This window comes from bacterium (genome assembly GCA_016708025.1).
Taxonomy (GTDB): domain Bacteria; phylum Zixibacteria; class MSB-5A5; order GN15; family FEB-12; genus FEB-12.
The window spans coordinates 553,955-572,112 of sequence record JADJGQ010000002.1 but is presented as its reverse complement, the minus strand read 5'-3'; the positions used below and the strand labels follow the sequence as shown (position 1 = coordinate 572,112).

The 18,158-nt window shown below is 53.5% G+C and carries 12 protein-coding genes and 1 riboswitch; of the genes, 3 read left to right on the top strand and 9 right to left on the bottom strand.

All coding sequences use genetic code 11. The annotated features are described in order from the left end of the window. Position 1: 1 nt before the first annotated feature. Entirely contained in the window at positions 2-2,494 is a 2,493-nt protein-coding gene (locus IPH75_08745; GenBank protein ID MBK7142154.1) for a TonB-dependent receptor, read from the bottom strand. Between the two features lie 85 nt (positions 2,495-2,579). Then, a riboswitch (TPP riboswitch) is annotated at positions 2,580-2,677 on the bottom strand. Between the two features lie 144 nt (positions 2,678-2,821). On the opposite strand from IPH75_08745, the gene IPH75_08740 reads away from it, so the two are divergent. Continuing rightward, positions 2,822-4,366: a hypothetical protein gene (locus IPH75_08740; protein ID MBK7142153.1), complete on the top strand. Its 1,545-nt coding sequence runs from the start codon at positions 2,822-2,824 to the stop codon at positions 4,364-4,366. A gap of 7 nt (positions 4,367-4,373) precedes the next feature. On the opposite strand, the gene IPH75_08735 is transcribed toward IPH75_08740, so the two are convergent. After that, positions 4,374-4,583, bottom strand: coding sequence for a TOBE domain-containing protein (locus IPH75_08735; GenBank protein ID MBK7142152.1), 210 nt, complete (start codon positions 4,581-4,583; stop codon positions 4,374-4,376). A gap of 102 nt (positions 4,584-4,685) precedes the next feature. Between IPH75_08735 and IPH75_08730 the strand changes: the two genes are divergently transcribed. Further along, entirely contained in the window at positions 4,686-6,395 is a 1,710-nt protein-coding gene (locus IPH75_08730; GenBank protein ID MBK7142151.1) for a DUF814 domain-containing protein, read from the top strand. 3 nt (positions 6,396-6,398) lie between these two features. On the opposite strand, the gene IPH75_08725 is transcribed toward IPH75_08730, so the two are convergent. The 3 genes from IPH75_08725 to IPH75_08715 form a co-directional block, all read right to left on the bottom strand. Next, positions 6,399-7,367 (bottom strand): EamA family transporter, encoded by a 969-nt coding sequence (locus tag IPH75_08725; protein ID MBK7142150.1) that lies wholly within the window; start codon positions 7,365-7,367, stop codon positions 6,399-6,401. A 1-nt stretch (position 7,368) separates the two neighbouring features. Then, complete coding sequence (locus IPH75_08720; GenBank protein ID MBK7142149.1) at positions 7,369-7,872, bottom strand: Lrp/AsnC family transcriptional regulator; 504 nt, start codon at positions 7,870-7,872, stop codon at positions 7,369-7,371. Between the two features lie 193 nt (positions 7,873-8,065). Beyond that, on the bottom strand, positions 8,066-8,854 hold the full coding sequence (locus IPH75_08715) for a methyltransferase domain-containing protein (GenBank protein MBK7142148.1): 789 nt from the start codon (positions 8,852-8,854) through the stop codon (positions 8,066-8,068). 212 nt (positions 8,855-9,066) lie between these two features. Here IPH75_08715 and IPH75_08710 point away from each other — a divergent pair, with 212 nt between their 5' ends. After that, the gene (locus tag IPH75_08710) at positions 9,067-9,684 is read left to right on the top strand and encodes a PEP-CTERM sorting domain-containing protein (GenBank protein ID MBK7142147.1); all 618 of its coding nucleotides are present in this window, start codon (positions 9,067-9,069) and stop codon (positions 9,682-9,684) included. A gap of 83 nt (positions 9,685-9,767) precedes the next feature. Here the strand turns inward: IPH75_08710 and IPH75_08705 are convergent, their stop codons facing one another. From IPH75_08705 to IPH75_08690, 4 genes are read right to left on the bottom strand one after another with little or no spacing between them, the layout of a single operon-like run. Continuing rightward, positions 9,768-11,459, bottom strand: a complete 1,692-nt coding sequence (locus IPH75_08705; GenBank protein ID MBK7142146.1) for a hypothetical protein — start codon at positions 11,457-11,459, stop codon at positions 9,768-9,770. 45 nt (positions 11,460-11,504) lie between these two features. Next, a complete protein-coding gene (locus tag IPH75_08700) occupies positions 11,505-13,205 on the bottom strand; it encodes a hypothetical protein (GenBank protein MBK7142145.1) in 1,701 nt (566 codons plus the stop codon). 38 nt (positions 13,206-13,243) lie between these two features. Next, positions 13,244-16,375: a hypothetical protein gene (locus IPH75_08695; protein ID MBK7142144.1), complete on the bottom strand. Its 3,132-nt coding sequence runs from the start codon at positions 16,373-16,375 to the stop codon at positions 13,244-13,246. Positions 16,376-16,404: 29 nt separating this feature from the next. Next, the gene (locus IPH75_08690) at positions 16,405-18,123 is read right to left on the bottom strand and encodes a hypothetical protein (GenBank protein MBK7142143.1); all 1,719 of its coding nucleotides are present in this window, start codon (positions 18,121-18,123) and stop codon (positions 16,405-16,407) included. Positions 18,124-18,158 lie beyond the last annotated feature (35 nt).

Below are 18,158 nucleotides of genomic sequence, written 5' to 3'. Positions count from 1 at the left end.
CTTAGAACAGCTCCAGTGCGAGTTGGAGGTAGAAATTCCGTTCGGCGCCGACATAATATTCTGCCCAGCCGTCGACCACCACACTGCCGTCACCGGTGTAGGCGTAATTGCCTCCATACCCGGAGGTTTCATATTTCTTGTCGAACAGGTTGTCAACCCTGACCGAAAAGACCAAAGTCCCCAGATCGGCAAACTTGTTCCAGTTGGCCGAGGCAGAGATCGATGATGTCGCATACGGTGCGATAGACAGATTCTCGAGATTGACCAGCTCCATCCATTGCCGACCGACAAACCGTGTCCGCCAGGTTGCACGGAACAGACCAGTTTTGTAGTCGAGCATCAGATTCCCGAGATACTCCGGAAAGCCGGAGAGCTTTTTGTCAGCAAGGTCAACCGTGAACGGGGAGTCATCCTCCAGTTGTAGCGTGATCGAATACTCTTTGACCCGATTGTAATTAAACGACCAGTTGCCGCCAAGTGTGAAGTGGTCATCTAGATTGAGTTCACCGCTCAGCTCAATACCGGCATGCACCGACCGATCGGCATTGGTGGTGATCGCCAGTCCAGTATTTGGGTTGATGCCGCCATACGGGATGATCTCGTTACGGAAGTCCATCCAGAAGAGATTCAACCCGAACATCTTCTTGTTGTCGCGATACTTTGCCCCCAGTTCGTAGTTAACCACTCGCTCTGACTCTGCGGTCGGGTCGCCGAAAGTGTAGGTCGTATCGCTTCCGTTCACCTGCCGATCTTCGATCTCCAGCGATGGCATAATACTGGGGTCATTGGCGTCATAGATCTCAGCATCGGTAGGTGTCCGCGATGATACCGCCACATTGGCAAACAGATTGACTGCCGGTGTCAGGGTATAGGTGAATCCGAGACGCGGCGAGAAAAAGAGCCAGTCCAGATCGTAATCGTACCCTTTGAATGCTCCCATCTTCACCTGGTCGAACTGATATTTCTGATAGCGAAGTTGTGCAGTAGCCAGCATTCCCAGTTTCGGCGTCAGCGCGTATTGCTCCTGCAGATAAAGCGAGCCGACATACTTGTCGCCGAAATACTGGTAAAATCTATGCCCCGGAGAGAGGGTAGAGTTTACGTTCTCCGCGAAAATCACCTGCCCCCAGTGATCCGATCTGAAGTAGTAGAATGAGCCACCGACTGAGTGCCGTCCGGCTGCATGGTCGATATCCAGACGCGGGTTCCAGCCATATTGATCTTTGGCCACCCAGATCTGCCGGGCGATATTGCCGGATTCAAACGGCTCACCGGTCAGAGTGTCTGTGTTAACCTGGTCCGATCGAATATTGTAATCGCTGTACGCTGCCGACTGCTTTAATTGCTCATAATACCCTTTGCCGCGAATATAGTAGAGCGTGTTGGTCAACGTCACCTTGTCATTGACTTCAAACACATTGTGCAGCTGGTAGTGCGGCTGATTGAAATTGTCAGTTTCGTTGTCGTATGACAGATAATTCGTGCGGCGATCTACCTTCAGCACTTCTCGCGGAGTACCATAGTATGCGAGATGCATCCGCATGGGGCCGCCGTAGATCTGGAGATCAGTGGTCGATTTCGGCGTGAGCCTCGCCAGCGAGAAATAGTACGCCCACCCTTCGTACCAGCTATTGTGGCGGTACCCGCTTGAGTTCTGCCGCGAAAACCGTCCGGCAAATGCCCAGCGGCCATCGATCAGGCCGGAAGCGTACTCAATTGACTGTTTGGTTACTTCACCTACTGTCTTACCGTTGGACCTATACTCACCATAGCCGGTAGTAATGCGGGCCTGACGTTCCCGCGCGAATGAGTTTGAAGCGATATTGACCGAGCCACCGAACGAGGCATCGCCATACAGCGAATTGCCAACCCCACGCTGCACCTGGATATCGGAGACCGTGGCGGCAAAATCGGGGAGATCGACAAAGTAAGTCGCCTGATCCTCCGGGTCATTCAGCGGGACTCCATTGATATAGACGGAAACCCGCTTGTCGTTGAAGCCGCGGATCGACATATAGCTGTAGCCGAGCGAAGAACCGGCATCGGCATACGAATAAAGATTCGGCGTCGACTCGAGCAAGAGCGGAAATTCGCCAACCGTATAGTCCCGCGCGATCTCATCCTGAGAGAGATTCTCAAACGGAACCGGCGTGACTCCCTCGCGTGCCCGATCGGAACTGATCAGGATATCACGAGTGCGATAATAGATCGGCTGCAGCGTGACTACCGATGGTACCCGGTCGATCGCATACTGCTTTGCTTCATAACCCACCGATGAAAACGTAATGCGGGTGACCTCCTCAATAGAGGGGAGTTGGAATTGTCCGGAACTATCGGTCTGAGTGCCGACACCGGACCGGTCGGTGACGATCGAGACGGCAACCAAAGGGTTCCCCTCCGGGTCGACTACCTTGCCGGACAGGGCGGATGCCGATATCGGCAGAGCGATACACAGCAGCCATAGGCTGAGAATCGAGTGAAAGAGACGTTTCATGACAGTAACCTCGCAGAATAGGTTTGCAAGATTCCGTCCTGAATCGATAGGTAAGCCTGGGAAAATCAGGCACGGGGGATGTGATTAACACGCATCTCCGTTTCCCTACGCCGGTATTACCCGGATCAGGTCGAGGGGGTATGATCTCAGGCGGTCGTTATTACGCCACCCCCAACGGATCTAAGTTCTGCCGGTAAAGTGGTAAGGCTGGGTCCAGTTGGCAAGCAGTATTTTTCCGGCGGGACCCGGCCACATCCGGAAATGAGGGGCTGGCGGCTTGCACCGCAATGCGTTATCTTACTCTTCAAAGCAAACAGACAACGTGACATGACCAACCTCTCCAAATTTCTCCCGATCACCCTGCTCCTGATTGCACTCCTGCTTTCTCTGATCGACTATGTCTCATTCCAGAAGTTCTACCACGATGATGCATTCATCTCTTTGCGCTATGTGCAGAATTTTCTGCATGGACACGGTCTGGTCTGGAATCCAGGAGAACGAGTGGAAGGGTACAGCAATTTTCTCTGGGTGATGCTGGTCAGCCTGCTCGGGATAGCCGGAATCGACCCGGTGATGGCAACCAAATGGCTCGGTATCGGCAGCCTCATAGCCGTCGGATGTGTCGGGTGGAGGTTCTGTCGACAGCAATATCCAGATGATCAGATCACTCCCATGCTGGCGGTTCTGGTAATGCTCAGTTCGCTGCCGATGATCATTTGGTCGATCGGTGGATTGGAGCCGGTACTGTTTGCGCTGTTGCTACTGCTTTCGATCTGGCAGACTTTGTCCACTGAGACTGTAGGCATGCGTGGGGCGGTCGCCGCCGGACTACTCTTTGCTTTGCTGTCCATGACTCGCCCAGATGGCCCACTCTACTTCGTCTGTGCGCTCGCATGGATGGCCGTGTACAATCGCAAAGCGATGCAGTTCGCGATTGCCGCCTTTCTCCTCTGCTTTGGTTCGTTTCTTCTTTGGCGTTATTCCTACTACGGTGACTGGCTCCCGAATCCAGCATATGTCAAAGGGACGGTCATGCTTTCCAATATCTGGCGAGGGCTGGAGTATCTTCGCGACTATGCATTCTCACTCCCTTATCTCTTGCCGCTTACTTTGCTCGCGATAATCTGGCTGAAAGTGCAGAGAGTTTGGCAATCACGCCATACGCTGTTCCTGATGATCCTGGCGGCGCATCTTGGCTATATCGTTTTGGTCGGCGGGGATCATATGCCGGCGTTCCGTTTCATGGTTCCGATCATCCCGCTGAGTGCGCTTCTGATTGCAGACGCCCTTCGCCCCCTTATCTCGAGCCGACGAAGAAATCTGGGGATGGCCGCACTTCCAATTATCATTCTGCTCCTCTGTTTGCAAATGATCTTCCCGCCCGCATTGGTCGCACGGGCCAAGCATGAAGATGGCGCCGCCTTTCTTGGACGTATAGTCGGCGAGTATATCAATGCCACCTTCCCGAAAGGGAGTCTTATCGCGCTTAACACTGCCGGCTCGACGCCGTATTATGCGCCTGACCATCGGTTTATTGATATGCTAGGACTGAATGATCGTACGATCGCCAAACGGAAAGATCCGCCGAAAGTGGCACGGTGGCAGGATGTACCCGGCCACGAAAAGGGTGATGGGAAATATGTCCTGAGCCGTAAACCGGACTATATCATTGCCGGAGGCGCGGCCGGCTATGCGGTCACCATGGGGTGGTTCCTCACCGAATATGAGCTTGCTCGCGAGCCGGAGTTCAGTCGATGGTACACGCCAGAGATGATCCTCATACCGGTACGCCAGTATGAAGGTTTCGAGCTCTACGAAGAGTCGGAGACCGGCGAGATGGGATTTGCTTACTACCAGCGCAAGCAGAATTGAGCCATGCCTATTTTTTCACCGGCAGGACATGGATCGCTTTGACGATCAGTTCCACTTCATCGCCCGGCTTTAGACCCAATTCTTCGACCGACTCAGTTGTCAGCACCGAAGCCATCGTGTGTGGGCTAGTCACGTCGAATTTCACCAGCGACATGATATCGCCGCTTTTCACGGAAGTGACTTTTCCGACTATCCGATTTCTTGCGCCGTATTTCATTGTATCTCCTTTAAACGTTGGTTAGTCCTTTAGTATAGGAGGGGCAGACGGTCCGGTCAATTGAGACTTGTAGCAATCGGGCGGCGCCGCTATATTCGCGCCATGCAAACAGCACTCCATATCCTTTCGCTGGTCACGGAAATGAAACGCGAACTGACCGGCGGCAGAATTGTCAATACAGAGTTCTACAAGAAGGAACGGTCGGCCTACTTTTTCGTGAAGAGTCAGAGCGGTCTTTGGGCGATCGCATCGATCTTCCACCCGGCAGGCTCGGGCTATTATATAGTCCCTGGTTCAAAAGTGAAGATCGAGACTCGCGAAAAGCCCTGGCCGATCTTCGATCTGGCTGGCGCAACTGTAGTTGAAGTCAGCCAGCCGGTTTTGGATCGTGTCTTCTACCTGACAGTGGAAAACGACGGCAAAACTGAGACGGTCGTTATTGAAGCGATCGGAACGAATGGCAATGTCTGGCGGCTGGATCACCAGTTCGGCAAACAGGGAACGCTGCGCAACCGTGACTTCAAAGAAGGCGAGCGATACGAAGTGCCCGTCATGCCGGGGCGAATCGACCCCAGAGGGATCACTTCAGAGCAATTGGAACAGTCTATTAAGGATACAGCGGACGACTCCCCCACTCTCCCTCTGACCATTTATCTCGAAAAGTCGATTGTCGGATTCAATAGAACGCTGGCGCGCGAGGTCGCCTTCCGAGCAGGAGCCTCCGATCATGACCTGGAAGAGATAGAACCGGAACAGATCAATAAGCTGGTCGTTGCCATCGGCGAGATAGTGACCCGCTTTGCGGAACCGGAATCAGGCTATCTCTACTCTATCGCCGGAACCCCGGAGGCATATCCGTTCAAACTGTCATCCATCGATGAACAGCCGGAGAAGTTGAAATCGCTCTCGATGGCGATCATGACCGGCGCCTCGCGCCGTCAGGACAAAACCGAAGAGCGGGATGAGCGAAAGACCACTATCGATCTGGTCGGCTCAGCGATCAAAAAGCTGGATCGTCGCATACACAAGCTTGAACATGATATTACCGAGGCGCAGGATTTCGAGCGTTACAAGCGGCTTGGCGAATTGCTCCAGATCAACTTTGATAAGTTGAAACGAGGAATGACCACGATCGAGCTCGAAGATGTCATTGCCGACAATTCGCAGAGAATGACCATTCCACTCGAGCAGGCGCTCGCTCCGCAGGAGAATATTGAATCATACTTCCGGCGCTACCGCAAAGGACGGGAAGGGCTCGACCTGCTGCAACGTCGTCTGGAGATAACCCGAGGAGAACTGGAAGAACTTCGGGAGATCGCCGATGCGCTGGATCGGCAGTATGAACAGGCGATCGAGCGATACCGCGCAGAGCTGGAATCGCTTCGTCCGCGCGTGGCGGGTCCAAGCTCGGCTCCGGCGCAACGTCTCCCCTACAAGCCGTATCATCTTTCCACCGGACTGACTATCTTTGTTGGGCGCGATGGCTCCGACAACGACCGGACAACCTTTGATTTTGCCAAGCCATATGAACTCTGGTTCCATACCCAGCAATGTCCCGGGTCGCATGTGGTGATAAAATTCCCGAACAAATCGTTTGAGCCATCCAAAGCGGAGATAGAAGAAACCGCCGCGATCGCCGCGTTTTTCAGCAAAGCGAAAAATGACTCGCTGGTGCCGGTGATCTATACTGAGCGGCGGTATGTCCGCAAACCGGCCAAAGCCAAACCGGGGCTGGTGGTAGTTGAACGAGAGAAGTCGGTGATGGTGGCACCCAGGAAACCGTCGGAATCGAGCCGCGTCGGCAAGGAATAGCAGCTACACTTCGGAGTCGACCGGTACAGCGGCGGCGGTCGGTGATACTTCGGGATCTCTCCGCACTGATTTGGCGATCGTGATCAAGGCAACCGCGCCGATAATGATCACCGATGCAATCCCCATGCGGGCATCGAATTTCTCCCCACCCAAAGTTGTCCCCAGAATGACTGCGACAATTGGATTCACATAGGCATAGGTCGAGACCTTGGCCGGTGTGGAAACTCGCAACAGAAATACGTATGCAGCAAAAGCGAGCGCACCAAAGACAGTCAGGTAGCCAAGCGCCAGAACCGATTTGAGCGAAACCGTCTCCCAAACGACTCGCTCTCCGATCAATGGTCCGAACAGCACCAGTACTCCCCCGGCGACCAACAATTCCACTGCCGCCGCAGTCAGCATCGATTTCGGCATCTCAATATGCTGAGACAGGATTGATCCGCCGGCCCAGCAAGCCGAAGCCACCATGATCGCTATCGCGCCAATGAAATATTTGTGGTCCACCGTTCCGGATAGGATCTGATCAGGGCCGATCAGGATTGTAGTGCCGGTAAAGCCAATGACCAATCCGACAATAGTCAGCAGGTTTGGTTTGTTGCCGCGCGGGCGAAGCCACTCGATCAGGACAAAAATGGCGGGAGCGCCGGAGATGATCAGGGCGGTCAGTCCGGACGGAACGAACTGCTCTGCCCAACCGACCACGCCGGTCGCGCAACAGAGCATCAGGATCCCGACGATGCTGGCCGAACGAACTTGTCGCCAGGTCGGGATCGGTTCGCCGGACATCCGCACCCAGACATAAAAGAACGCGCCTCCCAAAAGGAAGCGCGTCCCCATCATCAGAAAAGGCGGAAGCGTATCGACTGCGAAGCGGATCGCCAGGTAGGTCGAACCCCAGATGACATAGACCGCCGCGAAGGCGAGCGCCACCTGAAGACGTGATGCTCCAGCGTGACTGCTTCCGATGGTCATTCTATTTCACCTGGTCGCCGGATTTTCCGTTTGATCCGTTCCCGGTGCCGATCAATTGAATCGGAAGATTCGAGGTCTCTTTAAAAGTCTCGAGCGCGATGATCGTTCGCGTGCTGTTGACCTCAGGGATCGACCCGATCTTCTCGCGCAGGAAGTGACTGAGATATTCGGTATCTCGCACGCGCACTTTGATCAGGTAGCAATCTTCGCCGGCGATGTTGTGGACTTCCTGTACTTCCGGGATTGCCGTGAGTTTGTCGGCGGTCGGATAACCGGAGACCGGTTCCTGCGAGCGCACAAAAATGAACGCGACCAATCCAAAGCCGAGCGACTTTGAGTTCAGGCGTGTTTCGTAGTTTGAGATCAATCCTTTGGAAGCAAGTTTCCGGATCCGCTCCGAAGTCGCCGACGGCACAATTCCGACACGTTTGGCGATCTCATTGTTGGGGATACGGGCATCCTGCTGAAGGATATTCAGAATGTCACGATCTATTGCATCCATAATTCACCTTTCTAACTCTGGTAGAGTCAGTATATCGTATTATACGGCAGGATACTGAAGGATGTTTAGTGAATGTGATGCTTGGCCGAATATATTTTGCACGCCGAAAACCGGTTGTTAATCAACAACTTAAATTGTTTTGATTGTCCGATTTCGTTGATTCGATGTCAGATAGGGTCGAAAATGGGGTCAAATGCTACTTCGTTCCGACCGCCCGGTTCCAGTAAAAATAGGCGGCGGCATCGGGTAAGCGACTGAACGACATAGCTTCCGCCACGCCGGCATCGATCTCTTCCCCGGTCAGAATTCCAAATCGGATGAAATCCTCCCGGCTGGCCTGGATGATCCGGGCCAGATTCTCCACCCAGAACTGGAAACTGCTCATTCCGGCATGGTGAAACTCTTCGGCCAGCGAGATCGAGGTTTCCTTGAATCCGACCTGCCTGAAATAGGCAAAGAGCTTTTTCCCGACATGAGCATCGGCCCCCAGCTTCTCCTGTAACTCCGCCAATTTGAGCCAGACCGGTTCAAAGCGCGGACATTCCGGATAGAAGAAATTGACAGCGATATTATTCTCCTGCGCCAGAAATCTCCCGCCAGGTTTCAGCACGCGCCGCGCTTCAGAAATGACATGCAGCGCATCGGCCATATGCTCGAGGACATACCGACAGTAGACAACATCGAAGGTATTATCTTCAAAGGGGAGATGATGCGCGTCGCCACGAATGAAATGGAGATTGAGTCGACAGCCGTGACGTCGCGCGATCTGCTCCGGCGAGAACTCAACGGCGAGAACTTGTCCGTTAGCCGCAACATCCGCAACCTGTGACGCGAGTATCCCCAAACCTGCGCCGATCTCCAGCACCATGTCGGTTGAGCGGACATTGAGGAACTCGATGAATTTCGGGTTGGTCAGGGCGTTGAGCTGAGCCAGTCTCGCTTGCTCATCCGGGCTGGTCCCATGGACGTATTTCGCTTTTTTCACGCTTCGATCCGTTTGTGGTTTGGCAAGTATGCGCGGTTCTGGTCGCGGATCGCCCGGTAATATCCGCTGTCCAAAGAATATACAGGATAAAAGACAAAGTAGGTACACTCTTTGCACTATGGGGGGTCAGGCACTTACCCAGACCTTAACCCTTCATTGGAGGTAGCATGAGAAAACTCCTTATGGCTGCAGCGCTTTCGGCGTTGGCGATCATGGTGATCGTTTTGCCTGGAACCGCTTCGGCGTTCACCTTCACTGCAACCAATTTCAGTGGTGCGGCCGCCTATGAAAGCTCCGGCCACGTAATCGAGACCTTCGGACTGAATCCTGCCCTGGCAGGACAGGGATTCAACACCGCGGCAATGCTCAATTTCAGCTTCACCTACGACCCCGGCTACCCGTCGCTTGCCGATATGATGGGGAATCCCTCGCAGGAATGGGCCTGGGATCTGAGTATTTCAGGGCTTTCTCTGCCAATGGTGAACATGCCGATCCCGAATCTCAATTTCAGCCACATCTTTTCGCTGAATGATCTGGCGGGCGGAGCTTCCTGGTTACAGGGACAGATCGCCGATATGGGGATCTGGGGTTGCGCCTCGTTTAATCACACCTTCACCTCTCCGACCACCGGGTTTGGTTCGTTGATGCTTGCCGGCTTCATTCCGGAATGTTACCTCCCCGACAATATGCCACCGGCTGGCTACACGCAGTTCCGATCCGATGGACGGTTGACTGTCAGCGCGGCGCCGGTACCGGAGCCGATCTCGATGTTGCTGTTTGGAACTGGATTGGTTGGGATGGGGATAATTCGTCGTCGTAAATCAGCATAATCCTTTCTTCGTCATACTGGTAGTTCCACCAGAAGAAAAGCCGGCCACGTGGCCGGCTTTTTTCAATCGTGAGACTCGATAAATCAGAATGGACACGGCGGCAGAGTTGGTCGGGGTGTCACCGTGAGAAACGTTATCAGCAGTGACAGGTCTGAAATGTCAATGTCACCGGAACCGTTTACATCTGCCTCTGCAAAGCAATAGATCACCGGTCGAGGAGTCACAGTCATATAGGCGATCAAGTATGAGAGGTCGGATAGGTTAGGTGTTGTCCATGGAATGGAAATGACGTTTCCTCGGGTAAGCTCACAACAACCGCAACAACAAGTTGCAACATTATTGGACCAGGCAAAGGCCTTGTCGATCTCTTTCCTCAGACTGTCCAATCCCTGCGCCGTAGTTCCCCCAGTTGGCCGAACGACCGCGATAGCAGTCCAGATATTCAATGTATCATTCGCCGGAAGGGTGAAACCTGCATTGGCGGCGCCATTCTTGTAGACGAGCATCGAGTGAAGGTCAGCAATGCGGGATTCGTTGGAATAGCCGGTCGACTGCATGTTCTCCCAGAGCTGTTGCGGCACAAAGCCGCCAGCCGGATAGACAAAGCTGTCGTTGGCCGCATTGTAACCGGCAAAAAGCGTCGTGTTGCCTACACAGTCCTTCATGTGCATTTTAATCAAGGCCGCCCCTCCATAACGAAGGGAATTGTTGTAGCAATCTGTTCCTGGGTCGGCTGAATCAAACCCGCGCATATAGACTAGTCGGCGCGTCGGGTCGGTTCCGGCGATATTAAGCAGCTCACCCGAATCGCTCGGGATGTCCCAGTCAAACACATCACCGATCGCCAATCCACTTACACTCATTCCGATCGAATACGGAAAGATCCTGGTTCGCATAATGACAAACTTACAGCTGTCATTGTTGGTCGCTCCGTTCGGCGCCCAGACAGTTCGTTCGAGTTTCACCAGCGAATCAGTCGTGCAAAATATGCCTGAATTGTACCCCTGCCATCGAGCGCCGCTGAAATACCCGCGGTTGGGGCTGGGGAAAAGTGGCTTAAAGCCATTAGGCGAAGTAACGTCACCGCTATGAACAGACCAGGAGCCGATATAGTTGCCGACCCCTGCACGACGGACGATCACCGGCGAGGCATCGGCAAGATAAATGTCCGCGTTCCCGGGGTTATTCTCTCCAGTGTCACACTCTGGTGATGTCTGCCAGAAACCAAAATTCGCCCCTCCGATGCCATGCGCACCAAGGTTCCCGTTGGTTCCAACTGTGAGCGGAATGCCGCACTGAGTTGTCACCGTATCCCAGACCGGAAAAACTATCGTGTCGGCGACTATAAAGCTGATCGGGAGGTCGAGCGAGTCACCCGACGGACCAAAGTAGAATCTCAGTCTGCCGAATAATTGAGTTGGAGCAGAGCTCATTACAACACCGCCGTCGTTGAGCTCCAACACCATCGTAGTTGAATCACCGGGCAGAATATCGCCTGGAAGCGTGCCATAGCCGAGCCATCCTGGCGCCGCCGATGGTTTGGCGGAATCCTCAAAGGGAGTGACCACTGGGATAGTTATGGTCAGCGGCCCGACGTTCTTCAACATGAGCGTATACTGCTTCTCCACAGCCGGCTTGGTGTATTCCGGATAGCCGATCGACGATGGAGACACTTCGAGCCATCCGTTCTGTTCGACCGGCTTGGTGCTTGCAGCAAACGCCATCTGGCACGCGGTAAGCACCACAACTATGATCAGAAAAACTGATTTGTTCATCTTCTCCTCCAATAATAACTCGGTGCCTCTTTCCTTCACCTGAACTCATAGCGGACAGTATGGGAGTTCCGGACGCGGAGTCTCGATGAAGTACGCAATCAAGAGCGAGAGGTCGGATAGATCAATGCCACCAGATCCATTGACGTTTGCTTCATGCATGCACCCTAACACCGGCCTTGGTTCTGTCGTCAGGTAAGCGATCAAGTAGGACAGGTCGGTCAGATTCGGAATTTCCCAGGGGTGCGTCGCAATGTTTCCGGTTTTGAAGTAACAGCAGCTAAAGCAACAGACACAGAAATTCCGCCACCATCGCCGAGCTTTGTCGATCTCTCTCTTGAGGCTGTCGAGCGCTTGCGCGGATGTTCCACCAGCGGGCCGTACGACCGCGATGGCGGTCCAGACGGTAAGAGTGTCATTTGCGGGTAACGTGAATCCCTGATCAGAAGAGCCATTCGTGTAGGTGAGTACAGAATGTAAATCAGTAATTCGTGATTCGGTGGAATAGCCCATCGTTTGCATGCTAGCCCAGAGCTGCTCGGCGTCGAACCTTCCGGCTGGATAGATAAAACTATCATTTGCCGCATTATAGCCACCGTACAACATCGTGTCGCCGGCGCAGGACCTCGTGTTATATGCCAAGAGTGCTGCTCCAGCATAGCGAAAACTGTTGTCATAGCATGCGGTTCCAACAGAACCCGATTTGTACCCCCTCGCATAGACAAGTCTACGACTAGCGTCCACTCCGCCCACATTTCCTATTCCACCCGAATCACTTGGTATATCGAAGTCGAAGACGTCTCCGATCGCTAGTCCATTCACGCTCGAGCTAATCATGTACGGGTAGTACCGCGTGCGCATGATAACGAAATGACAGCTATCCGCATTGAAGGTCCCGGCTGGCGCATAGACAGTTCGTTCGACCTTCACCAGAGAATCAGCCGTGCAAAATGTCCCGGTATTGTAACCTTCCCATCGAGCGGCGCTGAAATACCCGCGATTCGAACTGGGGAAAAGCGGCTTAAAGCCGTTGGGCGAAGAGATATCGCCATCGTACACGGACCATGATCCGACCACACTATCGCCAACTTTCCTGAGGACCACAGGAGATGCATCAAATAAGTAGACAGCGGCATTCCCCGGATTATTTTCGCCGGTATCACATTCCGGAGACGGCTGCGGAAAATTGAGATTCGCTCCGCCGATCCCGTGCGCCCCAAGGTTCCCATTGGAACCGATCGTCAGTGGCATTGCACAGGTAGTGACCACCGTATCCCAGACTGGGAATACGATGGTATCGCAAACCGTGAAGTTTATCGGCAAAGTTCCTTGTTCAGTGGCAACCTCACCCATCAACTGCAGTGTGAAGACAACTCGGCCATACAATCTGGTGGGGTGCGATGACATTACCACCCCACCGTTATTAAGTTCAAGGGTCAGATTTCGTGAATCATGTGCAGGAATTTCAGTGAATGTCCCGCTGATCCCCAGCCATCCGCTTGGCGCCGACGGCTTCGCGGAATCCTCATACGGGGCGATTGCCAGCACTAAGAGAATGCTATCAAACGGATTTCTCACTGTTACTGTGTACTGCTTCTCAACACCCGGCTTGGTGTATTCCGGGTATCCAATCGACGACGGAGACACTTCGAGCCATCCGTTCTGTTCGACCGGTTTCGTAATCGCGCCAAATGCCCACTGGCACGTGGTGAGCAGGACCACTATGAACAGGACAACGACTTTCTTCATTCTAATCTCCAGTTTCTACTTGTTGCCTATCCAAATCACTAGCAGTTCGGAAGTGTTGGTCGAGGTTCGATGGTCAGATATGCGATAAGAATGGAGAGGTCTGAAAGATCGAGAATGCCACTTCCGTCCATGTCAGCTTCCACGCAGCTGGGAAGGGTTGGCCTGGGCTGTCCGACAAAGTATGCGACCAATAGTGATAGGTCAGAAAGGTCGGGGGTTTCACTAACGCTCTTGTTCACATTCCCCCTAGTTCCCATGCAATCGCCCAAACAGAGTCCATGGTCCCTCGGTCCGCGGTACCAAGATGCTGCCTTTTCGATCTCTTTCTTCAAGCTATCCAGACCCTGCGCCACAGTCCCTCCCGTTGGACGCACCGCAGCTAGCGCAGTCCAGATTGTTAGCGTGTCATTCGCAGGAAGTGTCCAGCCCGAATTCGCTGCACCGTTTTTGTAGACCAGCATAGATTGCAGGTCGGTCACACGGGATTCGTTTGAGTAGCCGGTCGACTGCATGTTCGCCCAGAGCTGTTCTGGTACAAGTCCACCGGCCGGGTACAGGAAGCTGTCATTGGCCACATTGTAAACAGCGTAGAGCGAATACTCTGGTAAGTAATTATTGAAGCCCATTGCGATCAACGCCGCGCCACCGTAGCGAAGTCCGTTGTTGTAACAGTCAGAGACACTATCTGGTGAATTGAATCCCCGCATATAGACCAGTCTTCTAGTTGGATCGGTGCCTGCGACATTGGCCAGGTGATTCGGAGAAGCGGTGTCACTCGGCAAATCCCAATCAAAGATCTGGCCGATGGCGAGGTTTGGCACAGAGACGCCATTAGTGAATGAATAGATCTTCATACGTTGGACCATGAACTTGCAACTATCAGCATTGGTCGGACCTTTCGGAGCGTACCATGTCACCTGAATTTTCACCGATGAATCTGCTGAACAGAAGACACCAGAGTTGTATCCATCCCATCGCGCGGTCGTAAAAGGACCTGCGGTGGGCGATTCGGCCATCGGTTTGAAGGTGTGACTGAATTGAGCGTTGTCGGAGTACACTCCCCAGCTTGCCGCATAGTTGTCTGGCGCGATACGTTTAACAATGATCGGCGAGGCGGCACCAAGGTAGATAGAGGCATCCCCTCGACTCAGGTCCCCACCGTTGGTGTCGCACTCGGGCGATGGCTGCGGGAAACTGAAGTTTGCGCCTCCCGCATAGTCATTCCCCATACTCCCGAAATTGCTCACCGCCAAACTCAAGCCACATTGAGTGGTCAGCGTGTCCCATACGGCGAATGGCGGCGTTAAGGTTCCCTTTCCGCCTGCGGTAATGACCACGGGAATGGTCAAAGTATCAGCCGGCGGATCATACACTACCACAAGCCTGCCATAGTACTTCCCGGCGTTTTTGATCACTTCTCCCTGGTTCAGGTGAATCAGGAATTGCACGGAATCATTCGGCAGAATGATGCCCGGCAATCCTGTAGTGACCAACCACCCGGGAATGACCGGAGCGGTCGATGAATCTTCGAAGGCGGTCACCGACAGTATACTCATCTGGTCGCTGCAGATATTTTCGAGAAGGACTGGAATATCGAAAGCATCATCCGATCCCCCAAGCTTGATGTTCTGTACGACCTGATAGACACTCGATGCCAACTGACACGACGGAGTTGGCGCGGTACAGGCCAGGCGGATGAGGCGAAGGTCATTCCTGGTCATCATTGTCGTATTGGTGCCGGCATCCCCGGGAATGCGATCAGTCAGGTACCAGACCGGCAGGAAATGTCCATTTGGAGAACCACCGTCCATCACCCATAACTCCAGGCTGTTCCAGTCGTTGACCGGGTAATCCGCTTCATTGATGCCCATGCGGCTGACCCCCATCAGTCGATCATCAGCACAATCCCCTCGCTCGCAGTTCTGGCCATAGCTGTCCGAGAGATTGCGGGGAAGAATCCAGCCGGTCCCTTGAATATCGCTCGACACCGAGACAAAGATCTCGCCATTCGCATAGGGGTTGTTTTCATCCACCGAGCCGTCATCAATATGACCGGTCAGTGGATCATTGAAACTCGAATAGAGCGCATACAGTCGGTTGTTGCATTCCGACAGCGAGAAATGGGCGATATTAAAGATCCCCCATGCCGGGTAGTATGCGGTCGTCAGGGTGTCCCATTCCGCGGAATAAACAGGCACGATAGATGACGTATTCCATTCCGACCAGTGGAAGAGCCTGCTTTTCCAGAGGTCAAAATTGTCACCTTTCCATTTCGCGCCGTTCCAGAGCAAATGCAGTTTACCGTCCGAATCGATGAGCGTGGAGACCTCTTGCCAGGCGCGATAACTATTGCCGCTGTACTGGGTCAGGTTCGCGTTTGACCAAGTGATCCCATTGGAACAGCTTGCGTACCAGATGTCGCTACCGCCGTTGGCTGACGGCTTGACATAGGCGACAACCACCCGCAGGCTGGCGCGATCGCAGACGAGATCATGTCCAGATTCGACCGCTTCATCCGTATAAACCAGTTGCCAAGTATTGTCATTAAGTGATGTCGACCAGCCGACCTTCTTGTAGACTGCCAGATTGCCGCCACTAGTGACAGATTGATAAAAGATGGGAGTTCCCCCGAATTCCGTCATATCGATCTTCGGCCACTGGATGCCCATAGATTGTCGAATTGAGCCATCTGCGATATACCCAAAGTTCCCCTGCAATAGCGCGGAATCGCGAATAGTGTGATAGCGAATGTGGCCGTCGCTGGCGTTGAAATCATTTCCGCTGACATAGGCGATCCCATTTGAGTCGAGAGTGATCTGCGGATAAAGACCGTAGTGCGTACAACTGCTCGCCGTATCCGCACACTGGCCGATCTGTCGTCCGCCCGGCGCAATGAACACGCCGACCGAAGCATCGTATGCCGTCCATGCCCAGAGTGGAGTGTGCGAGGCTGAAGAGCTTGCCTTCTCCATATAAACAAACTGCACTGCGGCCTGGCCGCTGGATGGCGGCGAGACGGCCACGGTTCGCCCGATTGAGCCATAACTTTGCTGATCGCGCCAGGTCTGAGAGACAAGTGTCCCCCGAGAATCGACGGCGAACGAAAAACTGGAAAGCAGGACAATTGCGACAAGGGCCAATCCTGCGCAGTAGTAGGTTTGTTTGTTCATGGTTTTTCCCGGATACCTGTTCTTTACTCCTAGCACTGTCTGATGCACGTACTGGTTGGATTGGTCAGTTTATCGATCAGGCAACTCAGGTCAGCCAGATCGATCTTACAATCCGCGTTGACGTCCGCCTCGGCGAAGTTTGGCAAGGCGGGTCGCGGGTCCGAAGTCAAATGTGCGATCATTAGCGATAGATCGGACAAATCTGGTGTTTCAGTTGTAGACGCGTTGACGTTTCCCCGCATCCCAATGCAACAGCATCCACATGGCCACGCCCAGGTTCGTACGTTTCTATACCAGATGGATGCCTTATCGATCTCCCTCTTCAGACTGTCCAATCCCTGAGTGACAGTCCCGCCGGTTGGCCGCACAACAGCCACTGCAGTATAGACCGTCAATGTGTCATTTGCAGGAAGTGTCCAGCCCTGGTTTGCCGCGCCATTCTTGTATACAAGTACAGAATGCAGATCTGAAACCTGTACTTCATTTGAGTAACCAGTGGATTGCATGTTCTCCCAGAGCTGTTCGGGTATGAAGGTCCCCTGGGGATACACAAACGAATCGTTCCTTGCATTGTAGCCGGCATACAGGTTAGTTTCAGCAATGTATGTCTTGAGGTGCATCTCGAGCAGTGCTGCACCACCGTAGCGTAGTGAGTTTGGGTAACAGACCGCTCCCGTATCCGCCGCGTCAAAGCCTCGCATGCCAACCAATCGGCGGGTGGGGTCAGTGAATGCGACATTCAGGAAATCTCCCGAATCGCTCGGGATATCCCAATCGAACGCATCACCGATCGCCAGATTGCTCACACTTTGATTGATCGTGTACGGCCAGTATCTGGTTCTGATGATCATAAACCTGCAGCTATCCGCGTTGGTCGCGCCGTACGGCGCCCAGACAGTTCGTTCGAGTTTTACCAATGAGTCTGAGGTGCAGAATGTCCCGGTATTGTATCCCTGCCAACGAGCGGCACTGAAATAGCCGCGATTGGAACTGGGAAAGAGCGGCTTGAATCCGTGGGGCGAAGTGATATCTTCGTCATATATATTCCATGATGCCCCCATGACATCGCCGTTGTTTCGCAGAATGACCGGTGAACCACTGTACAGATAAAGGGCCGCGTTGCCGGGGTTGTTTTCACCGGTATCGCACTCCGGCACCGGTTGCGGGAAATTGAGATTTGCGCCGCCAATGCCATCCCCCCCGAGGTTGCCGTTCGTGGCAATTGTGAGTGGAATGCCGCACTGAGTGGTCACCGTATCCCACTGGGGAAGAACGATCGTGTCGGCGACAGTGAACCGGATCTCGACAACTCCGTCCCCTGTGTTGCCAAGCTGGGTGACGGTAAAGACTAGTCGACCATAGAGTACGGTCGGATATGGGTTGCAGACTATTCCGCCGGCGTTTAATCTGAGTGTCACCGAAAGGGACTCATGTGGCGGAACTTCGGATATCGTGCCGCTCACGTCCAACCATCCGTCGGGTGCCGACGGTCTTGCAGAATCCTCATGCACGGTGATAGCCACCACTTCGAACATGAGATCGTCCCGGTTGATTATCGTTACCGTGTACTGCTTTTCGATACACGGCTTGGTGTACTCAGGGTAGTCAATGAATGCCGGACGGATAGGATACGGAATTTGCACACTTCCCAATTGCATGACCTGCGATACAGGTGGCTTATCAGCGGCAAACCCCGAAACTATGCCAAGAGCGGCCAGCAAGGCTATCACAATTAGACTTTTCTTCATCTTCTCCTCCAGTTCCCTGCCCGTTTGGATCCTGA